Source organism: Paraburkholderia sp. NMBU_R16, from assembly GCF_013282575.1.
Taxonomy (GTDB): Bacteria; Pseudomonadota; Gammaproteobacteria; order Burkholderiales; family Burkholderiaceae; genus Trinickia.
In genome coordinates, this window is record NZ_JAAAYE010000030.1 from 62,741 (window position 1) to 77,479 (window position 14,739).

The 14,739-nt window shown below is 62.6% G+C and carries 12 protein-coding genes; 6 read left to right on the forward strand and 6 right to left on the reverse strand.

Annotation, left to right across the window (positions count from 1 at the left end; genetic code table 11):
- Positions 1-20 precede the first annotated feature (20 nt).
- Genes GWC77_RS16680 through GWC77_RS16690 form a run of 3 tightly spaced genes read right to left on the reverse strand, consistent with a single transcriptional unit; the run spans position 21 to position 3,011 of the window.
- Complete coding sequence (locus GWC77_RS16680) at positions 21-350, reverse strand: UxaA family hydrolase (RefSeq protein ID WP_173258719.1); 330 nt, start codon at positions 348-350, stop codon at positions 21-23.
- Between the two features lie 5 nt (positions 351-355).
- Positions 356-1,447 (reverse strand): ABC transporter permease, encoded by a 1,092-nt coding sequence (locus tag GWC77_RS16685; RefSeq protein WP_254367004.1) that lies wholly within the window; start codon positions 1,445-1,447, stop codon positions 356-358.
- A complete protein-coding gene (locus GWC77_RS16690) occupies positions 1,410-3,011 on the reverse strand; it encodes a sugar ABC transporter ATP-binding protein (protein WP_173258693.1) in 1,602 nt (533 codons plus the stop codon). The genes GWC77_RS16685 and GWC77_RS16690 overlap by 38 nt, the downstream gene beginning before the upstream one ends.
- Positions 3,012-3,238: 227 nt before the next feature.
- Here GWC77_RS16690 and GWC77_RS16695 point away from each other — a divergent pair, with 227 nt between their 5' ends.
- Positions 3,239-4,060: an IclR family transcriptional regulator gene (locus tag GWC77_RS16695; RefSeq protein WP_173258695.1), complete on the forward strand. Its 822-nt coding sequence runs from the start codon at positions 3,239-3,241 to the stop codon at positions 4,058-4,060.
- Positions 4,061-4,131: 71 nt separating this feature from the next.
- Here GWC77_RS16695 and GWC77_RS16700 read toward each other — a convergent pair whose 3' ends face one another.
- Positions 4,132-4,470: a DUF4148 domain-containing protein gene (locus tag GWC77_RS16700; protein WP_173258697.1), complete on the reverse strand. Its 339-nt coding sequence runs from the start codon at positions 4,468-4,470 to the stop codon at positions 4,132-4,134.
- 263 nt (positions 4,471-4,733) lie between these two features.
- Here GWC77_RS16700 and GWC77_RS16705 point away from each other — a divergent pair, with 263 nt between their 5' ends.
- The 5 genes from GWC77_RS16705 to GWC77_RS16725 all read left to right on the forward strand — a co-directional run bounded on the left by GWC77_RS16705 (position 4,734) and on the right by GWC77_RS16725 (position 11,452).
- Positions 4,734-5,678 carry a LysR family transcriptional regulator gene (locus GWC77_RS16705; protein ID WP_173258699.1) on the forward strand — a complete coding sequence of 315 codons (945 nt, stop codon included), beginning with the start codon at positions 4,734-4,736 and terminating at the stop codon, positions 5,676-5,678.
- Positions 5,679-5,838: 160 nt separating this feature from the next.
- Positions 5,839-7,044 (forward strand): paraquat-inducible protein A, encoded by a 1,206-nt coding sequence (locus GWC77_RS16710; RefSeq protein WP_173258700.1) that lies wholly within the window; start codon positions 5,839-5,841, stop codon positions 7,042-7,044.
- Positions 7,041-8,336, forward strand: coding sequence for an MlaD family protein (locus tag GWC77_RS16715; protein ID WP_173258702.1), 1,296 nt, complete (start codon positions 7,041-7,043; stop codon positions 8,334-8,336). Before GWC77_RS16710 ends, GWC77_RS16715 begins: the two co-directional genes overlap by 4 nt.
- Complete coding sequence (locus tag GWC77_RS16720; protein WP_173258704.1) at positions 8,333-8,971, forward strand: membrane integrity-associated transporter subunit PqiC; 639 nt, start codon at positions 8,333-8,335, stop codon at positions 8,969-8,971. The genes GWC77_RS16715 and GWC77_RS16720 overlap by 4 nt, the downstream gene beginning before the upstream one ends.
- Before the next feature lie 270 nt (positions 8,972-9,241).
- On the forward strand, positions 9,242-11,452 hold the full coding sequence (locus tag GWC77_RS16725) for an HrpF/NolX family T3SS translocon protein (protein WP_302181367.1): 2,211 nt from the start codon (positions 9,242-9,244) through the stop codon (positions 11,450-11,452).
- Positions 11,453-11,508: 56 nt separating this feature from the next.
- Here the strand turns inward: GWC77_RS16725 and pobA are convergent, their stop codons facing one another.
- Complete coding sequence (gene pobA, locus GWC77_RS16730; RefSeq protein WP_173258706.1) at positions 11,509-12,699, reverse strand: 4-hydroxybenzoate 3-monooxygenase; 1,191 nt, start codon at positions 12,697-12,699, stop codon at positions 11,509-11,511.
- 112 nt (positions 12,700-12,811) lie between these two features.
- Complete coding sequence (locus GWC77_RS16735; protein WP_173258707.1) at positions 12,812-14,167, reverse strand: MFS transporter; 1,356 nt, start codon at positions 14,165-14,167, stop codon at positions 12,812-12,814.
- Positions 14,168-14,739 lie beyond the last annotated feature (572 nt).

Sequence of the window (14,739 nt, forward strand, 5' to 3'; positions counted from 1 at the left end):
CGTCGAAAAGGGATCGGTGCTCAACGCTTGTCGTGGGCGACGAAGCTGTGTCCTTCGTCGTGCGTATACGTGGGCAAATAGTCGCTCACGAGATTGTGCATGTGCAGATGCTCGCCGCGTGCGACGCTCGCCGTCACATGGCCGATCGGCGCGCCGTAGCGGATGACCTTCTCGCCCGCTGCGAGCGGACGGCGCGCGAGCTTGTGCGCGAGCGGAATCGTCGTCGCGAGTACGACGGTCTCGCCGTCGATGGCGAGCGCCGTACCGGCTTCGAGCGTCGTCGCGGCGATCACGCAGTTGTCCTCCGGCGCAAGCAGAATCAGGCGAGGATCGAATGTCGGAGAAGTCATCGTCGTCATGCGTCACCGCCGGTCAGTTTCGTCGACATCAGCGCTGCGAGGATCAGCGCACCGTAAATCGCTTGAACCCAGAACGACGGCACATGCGCGAGCGTCAGCAGATTCTGCGCTACGCCCAGTAGCATTGCGCCCACGAGCGCACCTAGTATCGACCCTTTGCCACCATCGAGCGAAATCCCGCCAACGACGGCCGCGGCGACCACCGTGAAAATCATGTCGCCGCGACCGCTGGCGTCGATCGCACCGCCGTAGCCCGCGGCCGCCACACCGCCGTAGCCCGCGGCCGCCACACCGCCGGCGGCCGCAAGGACACCGCCGATCACGAACACACCCCATACGATACGCTCGACGCGAATGCCCGCCGCGCGCGCCGCCTCACGGCTGCCGCCTATCGCATAAAGGGCGCGGCCCAGCCGGTGATAGCGCAGCATGAACGCAGCCGCGGCGAACGATGCCGCGGCGAACCAGACCGACATCGGCAGCCCGAGCGCGCTCGCCGCCGCGAGCGTGCGAACCGACGGAGGCAGGACGAACGCGGCACCCCCTCGCGTCACACCGGCCAGCACGCCGCGCAATACGATCAGCATCGCAAGCGTCGCGACGAAAGCGTTCAGGCGCAGTCTGACGACGAGCAATCCGTTGATCCAGCCGATCATGGCCCCCACGGCCAGAACGACCGCAAGCGCCGCCGCGGGCCACGCCCAGCCTAGCCCGCCGGAACCGGCTGACATGACGAGCATGACGCCGACCGCCGGGGCGAGTCCGAAGGTCGACGCGAGCGACAAGTCGAACTGGCCGACGAGCACGATCAGCGACTCGGCAAGCACGACGAGTGCAAGGACTGACGTTGCAGCGAGCACGTTGACGAGATTGGCGCGTGCGAGGAAATTGGGACTGACGAACGAGCCCATCGCGACGAGCAGCGCGAGTGCCGACAAGAGCGCCACTTCGCGCCGGCGCGCGACTTCCGAGCGTATGGGCGACGGACGGGGCTGTCCAGTCGAAAACGGGAACCCGGCCGCGCGGACTTCGACGGCGGCGCCGGACAGACTAGGCTTCATCAAGGTCGACTCCTTCGATTGCTGCAATCAATTCACGGTCGGCCCAGAAGGCCGGAAATGTTTTGACGATGCGGCCACGGAACATCGCGAATACGCGGTCGCAGCTGCGCAGATCGTCGAGCTCGCCGCTCGAGACGATCACCGCGCGGCCGGCGTCGCGGGCGAGGTCGACCTGGGCGAGCAATATCTCTTTCGACTTCACGTCGACGCCGAGCGTCGGATCGACGAGTACGAGCACATCGGGATTCGTCGCCAGCGCGCGCGCCATCACGACTTTTTGACGGTTGCCGCTGGAGAGCGTCGCCACCGGCACTTGCGGCCCACGCGCAACGATGCCGAGCGACGCAATGACCTCGGCGCCCAGCCGGCTCTTGACGGCATCGCGCACGATGCCCCACGGAGCGAGCCGTCGAGCCAATGTCATCGTCGCGTTCTCGGCGATCGATTGACCGAGCACGAGACCTTCGCGGTGGCGCGCCTTCGGCACGCAGCCCACACCCGCATCGAGCGCGGCCCCGACATCGCCGTAGGGAAGCGTGGTTGCCGCCGTCCCGCCTCGTGCGTGAACGCGGACCGCGCCCGAGCGCGGCTTGCGCAGGCCGGCGATCGCCTCGGCGAGTTCCACGCGCCCGCTCGTCGACGCTCCGACCAGACCGACGACCTCACCGCGTCGAACCGAGAACGAAACAGCATCGAACTCCGCACCCGCGAGCCCCGCCACTTCCAACGCGACCGGTTCGGCCGTCCGCATCCTTCGCATGCCGAGCTCGGCGATGCCATCGCCTCCTGTGTCGCCTGTCATTGCGTCGATGAGCGTCTCGCGCGGCAGTCCCTCGACAGGCGCCGTCAGCACACGCCGCCCATCGCGCAATACCGTCACCGTCTGGCAGACGTCGTAGACTTCCTGCAATCGATGCGAGATGAACAGAAACGTCGCACCTTCGCGCCGCATCGCCTCGATGCGACTGAACAGCCGCCGGATCTCGCCCCGATCGAGCTGGGCGGTCGGTTCGTCGAGCACGATCAGACGGGTGCCTTGCGACAAAGCGCGCGCGATTTCGACGAGTTGCAGCGCCGGGGCGTCGAGCTCCGCGCAGCGGGTGTCCTCGTGCACACCGATATGCCAGCGGTCGAGCAATGCACGGGCCTCGCGTCGCATCGTGCGCCAGTCGATCGCGCCGCGAGTGTACGGCTGCCGATTGAGGAACAGGTTTTCGGCGATGGACAGCTCGCGAATGGCCGTCGAGTGCTGGTGGACGCAGGCGACGCTCAAGCACCCGGGGCTGCGCCCGGCGAGGCCTGGCACAGGCTCGCCCGCGAAACGGATCTGCCCGGCGTCGGGCCGCGCGAGCCCCGCGAGCAGCGAGACGAGCGTCGATTTGCCCGCGCCGTTGCGGCCAACGAGCGCATGCACTTCGCCCGGCATGACGGCAAGATCTACGCCGGCCAGCGCCGTCGTGGCGCCGAAGCGCTTGACTACGCCGCGCACGTCGACAACCGGCGCGGCAAGGACGCCAGCGGCCGTGCTCCCGAGAGGCAGCGAATGGCCTTGCACATCGCCGCTTCGCGCCAACGCCGGACCGTACGCCATCGTCTCCTCCTCGTTGAGCGTCGGTGCGACGCAACAGCCGGCAGATCGACCGGCATCTTTTGCTCCGCTCGTCGGCGGCTTGGTTATCCTGCGGGGTCAGCCGCGCGCACCGTCAGCGGCCCGCGCCATTGAGTTCATTGATGAATGTATTATTCATATACGGATGATTGACCGCAAGCACCGCGATTACCGGTGTTTTCCCTAACCTTCGCCCGAGGGCAGATCAATTGAAGTCCGAGAAAAACGCGACCGCGGCCGACGAGGCCTCCGACATTTCAGCCGCCGACGAGGCCGAGCGCTACCGTGCGCCTGCGCTCGACAAGGGTCTGGATATACTCGAGCTGCTGTCGGACCAAAAAGAGGGACTGACGCGGGCAGAGATCATGAAAGCGCTGGGCCGCAATGCGAGCGAGATTTACCGGATGCTCGAACGCCTCGTCGCGCGCCAATACGTCATGCGCTCGCCGGGCGGCGACCGCTATACGCTGAGCCTGAAGCTGTTCGCGCTGGCGCACCGCCACCCTCCGATGCACCGCTTCCTGACCGAGGCCGTGCCCGAAATGCAGCGCTTCGCCGATACGGCCGAGCAGTCGTGTCATCTGACCGTTTACGACCGGGGCAATCTGCTCGTCATCGCGCAAGTGGACGGTCCGGGCACGTGGGGATTGTCGATTCGGCTGGGCTCGCGCGTCGGTCTCATCGATACGGCATCGGGGCAAGTCATGCTTGCCTTTCAAACCGAGGATGAACGCACGCGCATGCTCGCCGAGCACACTCGCGTAAAAGGCGAAATCGCACGCTCGTCGAACGAGCTCGCAACGATGTTCGAAGCGATCCGCGCGCAGGGGCATTTGCGCAAGGAGAGCGCTCAGACGTTCGGCGTAACGGACGTCACGTTTCCGATTCTCGGACCGTCGGGTCAAGCTATCGCCTCGCTGACGAGCCCCTACATGCGTCGTATCGACAGCTACGTCGCCCCTTCGCTCGACGAAGTGACCGCGATGCTTGCCGCCACGGCAAGCAAACTCTCGATGTCTCGCCGCCCATGAAGAAAAAAGCCCAGACGAGGGTCTGGGCAAAAACCACCGGGCAATTCAACGGCTCGGCGCCGCTCGAGAGATCAATACCGTTTGTAGATCGGCGGCGAATACGAGCTCACGGAACCTTCAGCGGCGTGGCCGGATTCGGCAGCATTGCCTGCGCCGCCGACACCGCTCGTATCGTCCTGGGCCGCGGCCGCTTGCCGCGAGGCATTCTCGGCCGCGATACGCGCCTGCGCCGCCTGAATGTTCTCCGGATAATGCATACGGTCCGACGGGTTGTAGCCGGCCTTCATGGCGCGCTCGAGGTCGGCGCGTACTTCAGCACGCGTGAGCGGTTGATTATTCGATTGCGCGAACGAAAGGGCCGGTGCGGTCAATGCGAGGGCAACCGCGGCTGCCTTGATCAATGCTTTCATGGTGAACTCCAAAAAGTTGTGCGATACGTCGCTGCGTATGTCGATCTGCAGCAGGTAGAATCAGTTTAGAAGGGCCCAATCGGCGGATAAATAGTCGATTCCAGAATTCACTGGTGCGCCTGACAGAACAATGACCGCCGGTATTCCTGATTGCAGAGCGGCCGAAATGCACCGCGCCAATGGCCGACACCACGCTCGACCGCCTTGCCGGCGGCGCGCAGACAACGGCTTCGCTGTTCCAATAACGATCGGAGGATGCCGCCATGGATCGCTTCGCGGCAATGAAAGTATTTACGCGCGTGGTCGAATCGCGCAGCTTCGTCAAAGCAGGGGAATCGCTGCAGCTTGCCACCCCGCAAGTATCGAGAATGGTCGCGGCGCTCGAAGCGCATCTCGGCGCACGGCTTTTGAATCGCACGACGCGCAGCATAAGCCTCACCGAAGACGGCGAGGCTTATTACGAACGTTGCCTGCGCGTGCTGGCCGAAGTCGACGAAATGGAGGCCGAACTCACGCACGCGAAGCTCAATCCGCAAGGCAGGATCAAGGTCAATCTGCCGTCGTTGATTGCGAAGACTGCGATCATCCCGGCGCTGCCCGAATTCTTTGCGCTCTATCCCGACATCCAGGTCGAAATGGGGCTCAGCGATCGGCAAGTCGATGTCATCGAAGAAGGCGTGGACTGTGTGATCCGCACCGGCGAACTCGAGGATTCCGGACTCGTCGCGAGGCGCCTCGGCAATTTGCCGCGCATCACTTGCGCCGCGCCATCGTATCTCGAGAAATTCGGCGAGCCGAAAACGCTGGAAGCGCTACGCGAGCATATCGCCGTGAACTACGTCTCGAGCAACACCGGCCGGATAAGAAGCTGGGATTTCCTCGTGGGAGACAGGATCGAAACGATCGACATGCGCAGCATGATCGCGGTCAATGAGGTCGATGCGTACGTGACATGCGGCCTGCATGGTCTCGGTATTCTCAAAGGCGCGGTCTTCCCGCTTTGGCCTTATATCCAGAGCGGCGCACTATGCGAAATCCTGAAAGACTACCCCTGTCCGCCCCGGCCCATCTCGATCATGTATCCACGCAATCGGCATCTGCCGCGCAAGATCAGGATCTTTGCCGACTGGGTCGCCGATGTGTTCGCGCGCACCCCGCTGCTGCAAACGCGGGACGCCGATATCGAGGCAAAGGCGATCGCCGATTGAGCGTAACGCCGCCGTAATAGTTGCGCGTAAAACGCGCTATTGGCGCGCCGGGCCGCGCATGCGCCCTCACATCGCCGCCGGGAACGGACAATGCTACTCACGTGGGAGCCATTGTTATTTTCTCCTGGACCCCGGAGACCTAGAGTGAGGGCGAAACGCCATGACGATCGGTTGCCCGGAATGCGGCACGCTCGCGGATCTCTCGCCGCTCGACGCGCGCTCGGTCGCACGGTGCAGAGTTTGCCATTATCCGCTCGAGCGTCGCAGCGGACGTAGCACGCAAGCAGCGCTGGCTTGCGCCGCGACCACGTTCATTCTGTTACTGCCAGCCAATTTCGCGCCGCTGATGACCGTCCAGATACTCGGTACTCAGCATTCATCGGTCCTTGCGTCCGGCATCGCGGCGATGTGGGACGAAGGTTGGGTCTTGCTCGCCCTGTTGCTCGGCACGTTCGGCATCGTTTTGCCGTTGGTGCGTTTCGGCGGCCTCGCGCTCGTGCTCGCCGCCATATATTCGGGCCGACACTTCAATGGCATCGGCAGGCTTTTCCGTTGGACGCTATCGCTCGACGTTTGGGCGATGCCCGACGTCTACCTCGTTGGCTGCTTCGTCGGGTATGCTCGCGTGACACAAGATCTGACCGGCAGAATCGGCGCCGGTGGCTACTGTTTCATTGCCGCCGCGTTGTTATCGATGATCACGCGAGCGCTGCTCGATCGTAGAACCGTCTGGCGCGCCATCGCCGCTGAACACGAACCGGCGGGGGATGGGCCCGTGGTGTCCTGCCTCGTATGCGACCTCGTTCAACCGGCTTCACAGGTCGGACACCCATGCCCTCGATGCGGGTTGAAGCTCAGTACGCGCAAAACGGATTCGGTCATACGGGCAAGCGCGCTTTCGCTGGCGGCGCTGATCCTGACGGTGCCGGCGAATCTCTATCCGATGACGATTTCGACGCAGTTCGGTCGGCACATGTCTCATCGAATCATCGACGGCGTCTACCAGCTCTTTCACGTCGGCCTTTGGCCGTTCGGCATTTTGATCTTTTGCACGAGCATCGTCATACCTGTGGCGAAAGTCGCTGGAATGGCGTGGTTCATCGGTTCGGTGAGACGCCGCTCGCGTAAACGCCTGCGTCTGAAGACGCACACCTATCGCTGGATCGACGAGCTGGGACGATGGTCGAACGTCGACGTCTTCACGATTGCAGCGTTCGTTCCGTTGATCCACTTCGACGGCGTCGCCTCGTCGAGTCCCGCGATAGGCGCCACGGCATTTGCGCTCGTCGTACTGCTGACGATGGGGGCGTCGCGCGCGTTCGATCCGCGAATGATGTGGGATGTTCACCGTAGGAAGCGCCCGTGAATAGGCCGAAATCGAGGCGCACCCAAGCCGAAGTCCGGCGCAGTGCTTGGCCCGGTTGGATCTGGGCGGTACCGATCGCCGCGTTGGGCGTGTCGATTTGGCTCGGCATTCGCACGCTGGTTCAGGAAGGCGAGACCGTCACGGTGACATTCGCCAATGCCTATGGAATGAAACCTGACGATACCGCCGTCACGCTCAGAGGCGTCAAAGTCGGCAACGTCTCCGATGTCGCCCTCGCGCCGGATGGCCTGCATGTCGAAGCGACGCTCAAGATCGATCGCGCCGAAAAAAAATATCTGCTGAGCGGCACCCGTTTCTTTCTGCGCGGCGCGAAACCCAATATCGACGATCTCGCCTCCCTCAAGGGCCTCCTGGCGGGGCCTGAAGTCGTGATGGAGCCCGGGCCTGGCAAGCCGACGACCCACTTCGTCGGCGACGATAGCCGGCCCGCCCTGCCCCCGCGGCACGGCCCCATCGTCACCTACGCCGTTCGCTTCCAAGGTGCGGCGGGTGCGCTCAAAGATGGGGCCGCCGTTGAGTTGCGCGGCTTTCAGGTGGGTACGGTCGTCGATGTGCATTTGCGCTACGACGCCGCGACCGGTGCATTGGATACACCGGTGCAGATCGCACTCGATCCGTCCGCGCTCGGCATCGTCGGCTCTCCGCCGCCGGCCAATGGCGATTGGCGGCCCGCGGTGGACGGCATGCTGCGACGCCTCATCGCCCAGGGCTTGCGTGCACGGCTCACGCAGGACCCGCCGCTCGTCGGGCCTCGCAAGGTCGGCCTCGATTTCGTGGCGAACGCGCCCGCCGCCACACTGGCGCTCGATAACGGCACACCGGTGATACCGAGTGTCGCGTCCGCCGATATGGATACGATCGCGTCCAAAGCGAACGACATCGTCGACAAGATGGACAGTCTTCCCATCAAGGAAACGGGCGAGCGCGTGCGCAGCATCGCGACACACATCGATGCGCTGAGTTCATCGCCACGCATCGGCGACTCACTCGAGCATATCGATCGCGCGGTCACACAGATCGATCGCACATTGCAGCAGGTATCGCCGCAAGTCGCTCCGCTGGTGGCGCAGCTGCGCGATGTCGCGAACTCCGCCGATCAGGCCGCCGCCGCGGCAAATCATACGCTCGGAGGCGATGCGACGAGCCAGAACGATCTGCCGGCCGCATTGCGCGAGCTCACCGACGCCGCACGCTCGATTCGCGCATTGGCCGATTATCTCGATCGGCATCCCGAGGCGCTCGTTCGAGGCAGGCAGGAGAAAACACCATGACAGGCACTGCCGGAAACCGGGCAAGGCGCCGCTTGCCGGGGACGAACGCGATATGGCTGGCGGCGATCGTCATCGGCTCGTCGCTCGCGGGCGCCATGACGATCGCCGGATGCAGTCATAGCCCGCCCATGCGCTATGTGACGCTGAGCGCCGCGCCAGCCGCGACGCCACTTGCCACCGGCCGAATCGAGCCGGTGCAGCTCACCGCCCTGCATATTCCCAGCGAACTCGACCGGCCCGAAGTCGTCACGCAGATCTCGGGGAACCAGTTGTCGGTCGATGAAGGTACCCGCTGGGGCGCGCCGCTTGCGCGCATGATGCGCCGTACGCTCGCGGAGGATCTTCTATCGCGCTTGCCCGAAGGCTCGTTCGTGCTGCCCGACTCGCCCGCACCGACCGATACACGTGCGCTCGTGGTGACCGTCCTGAATCTCGAGACCGACACGAACAAGACGTTGAGGATGCAGGCCGCCTGGACGCTATCGACGGGGCGCCCCGATCGCGTGGTGCTGACACGGCAGGCCACGCTTTCGGTACAGATGCCGGACAGCAGCGCCGCGGGCCAGGCGGCATCGTTGAGCCGCGCTCTCGGGCAGTTGGCCGACCGCATTGCTGCGTCGATTCCATCGCGGTGATGGGCATCTTCTCCATGCTACGCGTCGTCCTCCTTTGACTACGGGCTTCCCCTCGCCGGTCAGAACGGCCGCATTTCGTTCATTTCGTGGGTAGCGACTCGTTTTCGCCGGCATTTGTCTGAAAACGCGTAGGGGCGCTCTACGCTCTCATTGAACGAGTCGTTGTCTGCCCATGCCGATTGCTTTCCGCGCTACGCGCTGCGAGCCCGCATGAGCGCCGCGGGAACGGCTTCCCGTCACGGTCTCAACTTTTGAGAGAAGAGGCTTCCCATGCCATTGAGTCACACCTCATCTTCGAACCGAACATCCGAGCTTCCAACGTCGCCCTCCCCTGACGGCACGACGAAGCGAAGCCTTCCGGGCCAAGGATTGCTCGGCTCGGGCGCCGCCGGAGCAGCCGCCGGCGGCGCTGCGTTTATCGGCGCCGGCGTTGCCGGCCAAGTAGCGGATCCCGTGCTGCAAAACGTCTACACGAAGTTGGAGAAGATGCTGTCCAACTCCCTGGGGACGCTCGTAGGCAGCGATGCCGAATGCGACGACAAGAAATCACGCGGCCAAAACAGCCAGGCCGCCCAGGCGGCACAGCCCGACGGTCAAGTGCCGGCCGACCCGTCAGCCAATTCGCAGGCCGACTCCAATGCAGGCTTCAAGGCGTTGCTGGACAACATTGCATCCGGGCACGGCGGTGGTGTTTTCGGCGGCCTGTCCGCACAGAAGATCATGGAAAACGCGCCACCCGGGTCTTCGAATCTGACTTGGAACAGCGGGACGCTGACCAACACCGAGTTGCAAATCGTATCCGTGCTCGACCGCCATAAGGATCAATGCCCACTGAGTTGGGGATCGCTGCAGGACAAGGCCAACGATCCCTCCACCCCTCCGGACCTGAAGGCCGCGATCCAAGGATTGCAGAACGATCCTCAGCTGTTCTATGCGATCGGTTCGCAAGGCGACGGCCGGTGCGGCGGGAAAATCAAGGCTGGCGACCTCTCGAGTTTCTCGGCCAACCACCCGCAGGTTGCGTCGTTCAAGGAAGATCAGGCGAGCAGTTACGAGCAGAATTACATCCCGTCCGATGCCACCGGAAACGGCCAACCGTCGGTCATGACGGAAAGCGATGCAATGCGTGAGTTCTATCGCTATTCCGATAATTTGCCGAAGAATCTGGGATTGGCCGATTTCAAGCAGATCGTGGACGGCGACGCGAAGACCGGAAAGACGCCGCCTCAGGTCATTGCAGCCGCCAAATACTTCATCGACCACCCGGATCAATGGAAGCAAGTGTCCGGCGGCAAGGACGAGATGAGCACGGCTGATTTTCTGCAAGCCGCGTCATCGTCGATGCACCTGACGCAGGACGAATTGAACACGCTCGACACCATCGACAAGAATCAGAAGGCCTTCTTCGGCGACGGCGACCTCACCCGCGACAAGCTCTCGAGCATGGCCAACGACAAGAGCCTCGATCCGAAGGTCAAACAAGCCGCCTCTCAGTTGCTTTCGGACCCATTGCTGTTCGGCGTGCTCAACAACTCGATCACAGGCTACAAGACCCATCATGGGTTCTTCGACTTCGGCGGGGGGCATACGGTCGATTCGGGCAACATCAGCAACGATGACTTCAAGCACTTCTACGAGAACATGTCCGCGGCCAACCGGGCAGTGCAAAAGCCCGTGACGCACGCACCGAAAACGGCTGCCGATCAGGCCGCAGTCGCCGACATGACGATGGGAACCGCCGATCAGCCGAACATCAAGACGCCGAAACACAACGGCGGAGCACTGATGCATGCGCTCGACGAAGGGCTGAAGATCGGATCGATGGTGCTCGACTGGGGCGCGACGGCGCTCGGCGCACTCAGCTTCATTCCGGGTATCGGCGAGTTGGCGGATGTCGGATCGGCGGTGCTCGAGGGCGAATCGCAAGCGATGAACATTGCCCGCACGGTGCTCGACGGAGGCAATCTGAAGAAGGCGCTCGAAGAAGCGGGCCTGAGTATGGCGGCCCAAGCCGTGGGCGACATCGCCGGGCCGGAGGCGAAGATTGCCATGCGCGACGGTCTCGCCAAGACACTCATTGAAAAAGCGGCGACCGCGGGCATGAACATGCCTGTTCAGGCAGCTCAATACTATGCCGTGAGCGCGATGAACAACATGAAGTCGAGATTGGAAGGCAATCCGACGCCAGGCATCTTCAACTTCACGCAGTCGATGGCGGAAGGCGGACTCGGCAGCTTGGGCGAAACATTGGACGGCATCGGTGGACATAAAGTCAAGTTCGACTCGATGTCCGACGGCATCGCCAAGAAGGCGATGGAAAAGGCGACGACGGCAACCGTCAATGCGCCGCTGACCGTGGCGAAGGAGTATGCCGGTAGCTACGTCGGCAATGTGCAAGCGCAGGTGGCGGCGAGTTCAGCGCAATCGACCGGCGCACCGATTCAGCCCACCGTCGCGCCCACTCAGACAACGCCGGTTTGAGCCAGTGTCGACGCTCAACGAGCGTTATACAGTTCGCTTGCAAAACAAGGGCTCTTCTAGCGCCCTTCGACTGCTTCGTACGGCAGGCCCACGTAATTTTCGGCGATGGTCGTTTGACCGGCCTTCGACCCCGTGTAGTACTCGTAGTCCGTACGCTGCATGCGTTTGTCGAACCCGTCTCTGTCGGCGAATTCATGCAGCAACGTGGTCATGAACCACGAGAATCGCTCGGCCTTCCATACGCGCCGCAAGGCGATCCCGGAATAAAGCTCGAGGACTCTCGTGCTCCCCTCTTCGTATGCGCGCCGCAGCAGGCGGTAGAGGGTATTCACGTCACTCGCCGCCAGATTGAGGCCCTTTGCTCCCGTGGGCGGGACGATATGCGCAGCGTCGCCAACCAGGAACAACTTCCCGTACTGCATGGGCTCGACCACATAACTGCGTAGGGGAGCAATGCTTTTCTCGAGGGAAGGACCGGTCACCACGCGCTCGGCAATGTCGCCGGGCAGGCGGCGCTTCAGTTCCTTCCAGAACCGTTCGTCCGACCAGTCCTGCGCCTTCTCCGTCAACGGCACCTGCAAGTAGTACCGGCTGCGCGTCGTCGAGCGCTGGCTACACAGCACGAAACCGCGTTCATGATGGGCATAAATCAATTCATGATTCACCGGTGGCGTGTCCGAGAGCAACCCTAGCCATCCGAACGGATACACCCGCTCGTAGGACGTCAGGATATCTTCAGGGATGGCCCGGCGCGATACGCCGTGAAAACCATCGCAACCGGCAATGTAGTCGCATTCGAGCCGGCAAAGCTCGCCGTCCTTTTCGAACGTGACGTAAGGGTGCTCGCCTCTAACGCCGTGCGGCTGCACATTTTCCGCCTCGTAAATGGTCGTCGCCCCCATCGCGGCGCGCGCTTCCATCAAATCGCGCGTGAGCTCGGTTTGGCCGTAGACCATCACGGACGAGCCCCCGGTCAACGCCTTGAGATCGATCCGGTCGCGCCTTCCCCCGAAGATCAGCTCGATTCCGTCATGAATCAGTCCCTCGGAATCCATGCGTTTGCCGACGCCGGCTTCGCGCAGGAGGCCGACTGTCCCTTGCTCGAGCACGCCGGCCCGGATACGGCCCAGCACGTATTCGCCGCTTTGCCGCTCCAGGATGATGTTGTCGATACCGGCGCGAGCCAGCAGCTGTCCCAAAAGCAGGCCGGATGGGCCGGCGCCGATAATCGCAACTTTGGTTCTCATGTCCACATGTTCTCCGCCGATGTCGTCCCGCGACTCCTATCGGTCTATACAGGTACGCGTTTGCGCGCGTGTCCGCTACGTTTCGTGCTGATATCGCGTCACTGACACGCGCTCAGTGATGAATCGATTGAGCGCCGATGGAATCGACGTTCATGTTCGGCGCAGCGAACTGTTTGATCAGCAAGCCGACACAGGCGATCACCCCCGCTACAGCCACCGTCGCGAAGATGTCCGCGAACGTGAACTGCCGACGCGCCAGCTCTGCAACGAGGAACGACCCGGCAATTCCGCCGAACCGCCCGACACCGAGCATCCATGCGACGCCTGTCCCACGCCCCGCCGTGGGATAGAACGACGCGGCCAGCGCCGGCAGCGAGGATTGCGCGGTATTCATCAGTACGCCCGCGAGGAAGATCACGGCGATGAGCGCGCCCATATTCCCCGCAGCTTGCCCGATCGCATAGACGCTCACGGCCGTCAGCGCATAGCACACTGCGATGATCCGATTGGCGTTGAAGCGATCCATCAGTACGCCGGCGAGCACCGCACCTACTCCGCCAAGCGGAAACAACGCCGAGACGAGCGTCGCACTCTTCGCGGGGAGCCCCGCGTCCTTGAGCAAAACCGGCATCCAGTTGATCGACGCATAGAAAATGACGAGACCCATGAAGTAGGCAAGCCACATCATCAAAGAGCCGACGATATACGTCTTGGACAGGACAACGTTGAGACCGCTCTTGCCTGACGACGGTGCGCTTTCGGTCAGCGTGAAGTGCTCAGAGCCAAGCGCTGCGCGCGAGATTCGCGCAAGCGCCTTCTGAATGCGTTGATACGGCTGTGCGTTCGCCACCATGAAACGAACCGACTCTGGCATCTTCACCGTGAGCAGTACCGCAAGGAGCAACGGCATGACGCCGCCGAACGCGAGGACGCTGCGCCAGCCGAAGTGCGGAATCATCCATGCGGCAAGGAACCCTCCTAGCGCGGCGCCAAGCGGAAAGCCGCAAAACATCAAGTTGACGATCGTCGCGCGGCGGCGATCAGGGCAAAACTCTCCCATCAGCGTCACCGCGTTCGGCATGGCGGCGCCAAGCCCGATCCCGGTCACGAACCGAAGAACCGTCAGTTGCTGCAGCGACTGAGCAAATGCCGAACCGAGACAAGACGCGCCGAATATCACGACGGCGCCAAGAAGCAGAGAGCGACGTCCCAAGCGATCGGACAAGGGCCCAGCCCCCAGCGCGCCGCAAGCGAGACCAAACAAGGCCGCACTGAGCACCGGAGCAAGGTCGGGCTTCGTAAGATGCCACTCGGTAAGCAGCGAGGGGGCAATGAAGCCAATGGCCGCCGTATCGAATCCGTCCAGAAGGACGATGACGAAACACATAAAAAACACGAGCCATTGAAACCTGCCGAATGGATGTACGTTGATGAAGGTCTGTATGTTGATTGGCTGATTTCGGCTCATTGACGGTCTCCTATGTGATCCGAAAGTATTGATTACTTCATCTAGCGTGTTTGCCGGATGCCGGCCTGCTATCGGCGTGCACGACGCGTGTTCCCGCGAGCACGAATCGTCGCTGTGGGGTTGATGCAGGTCAAATGAGTGAAATCACCGATCGATCGCTTACGCGCCTCCGGGTCTGCCCACGGAGTCCCGTGTTTATTAGGTTCGTGCTGTCAGCCGGACCACTATTTCAATTCGACATAGTACTTATTCCATTCCCCGCGCTTGCGCCATCCAGTCTGCGTTTGACAGACTCGCCGCAAAACACGCCATCGCAGATATCACTGCGTCGCCCCAAGGAGACAATGCCATGTACACCGCGCCAAATGCGATCGGACGCCACCATCGGCCACACGAGTCAAACTCCGATCATTCACAACGTTCGTGGCGTCACCGGGTATGTCAAACGTAATCGGTAATTGACCGACGTCGTTGCGATCTCAGGCGATCTGATGCAGTGGCGAGCGCAGCGGGTTGTCGGCGAAGAGCGATTTCCAGATTCGCGGCGTGAGTTCGTGCACGCGCGAAGCCGG

Coding starts and splice junctions, on each gene's coding strand:
- GWC77_RS16705 (WP_173258699.1), top strand. CDS start 4,734: ATGGATCGCTTCGCGGCAATGAAAGTATTTACGCGCGTGGTCGAATCG.
- GWC77_RS16735 (WP_173258707.1), bottom strand. CDS start 14,167: ATGAGCCGAAATCAGCCAATCAACATACAGACCTTCATCAACGTACAT.
- GWC77_RS16720 (WP_173258704.1), top strand. CDS start 8,333: ATGACAGGCACTGCCGGAAACCGGGCAAGGCGCCGCTTGCCGGGGACG.
- GWC77_RS16725 (WP_302181367.1), top strand. CDS start 9,242: ATGCCATTGAGTCACACCTCATCTTCGAACCGAACATCCGAGCTTCCA.
- GWC77_RS16700 (WP_173258697.1), bottom strand. CDS start 4,470: ATGAAAGCATTGATCAAGGCAGCCGCGGTTGCCCTCGCATTGACCGCA.
- GWC77_RS16690 (WP_173258693.1), bottom strand. CDS start 3,011: ATGGCGTACGGTCCGGCGTTGGCGCGAAGCGGCGATGTGCAAGGCCAT.
- GWC77_RS16710 (WP_173258700.1), top strand. CDS start 5,839: ATGACGATCGGTTGCCCGGAATGCGGCACGCTCGCGGATCTCTCGCCG.
- pobA (WP_173258706.1), bottom strand. CDS start 12,699: ATGAGAACCAAAGTTGCGATTATCGGCGCCGGCCCATCCGGCCTGCTT.
- GWC77_RS16680 (WP_173258719.1), bottom strand. CDS start 350: ATGACTTCTCCGACATTCGATCCTCGCCTGATTCTGCTTGCGCCGGAG.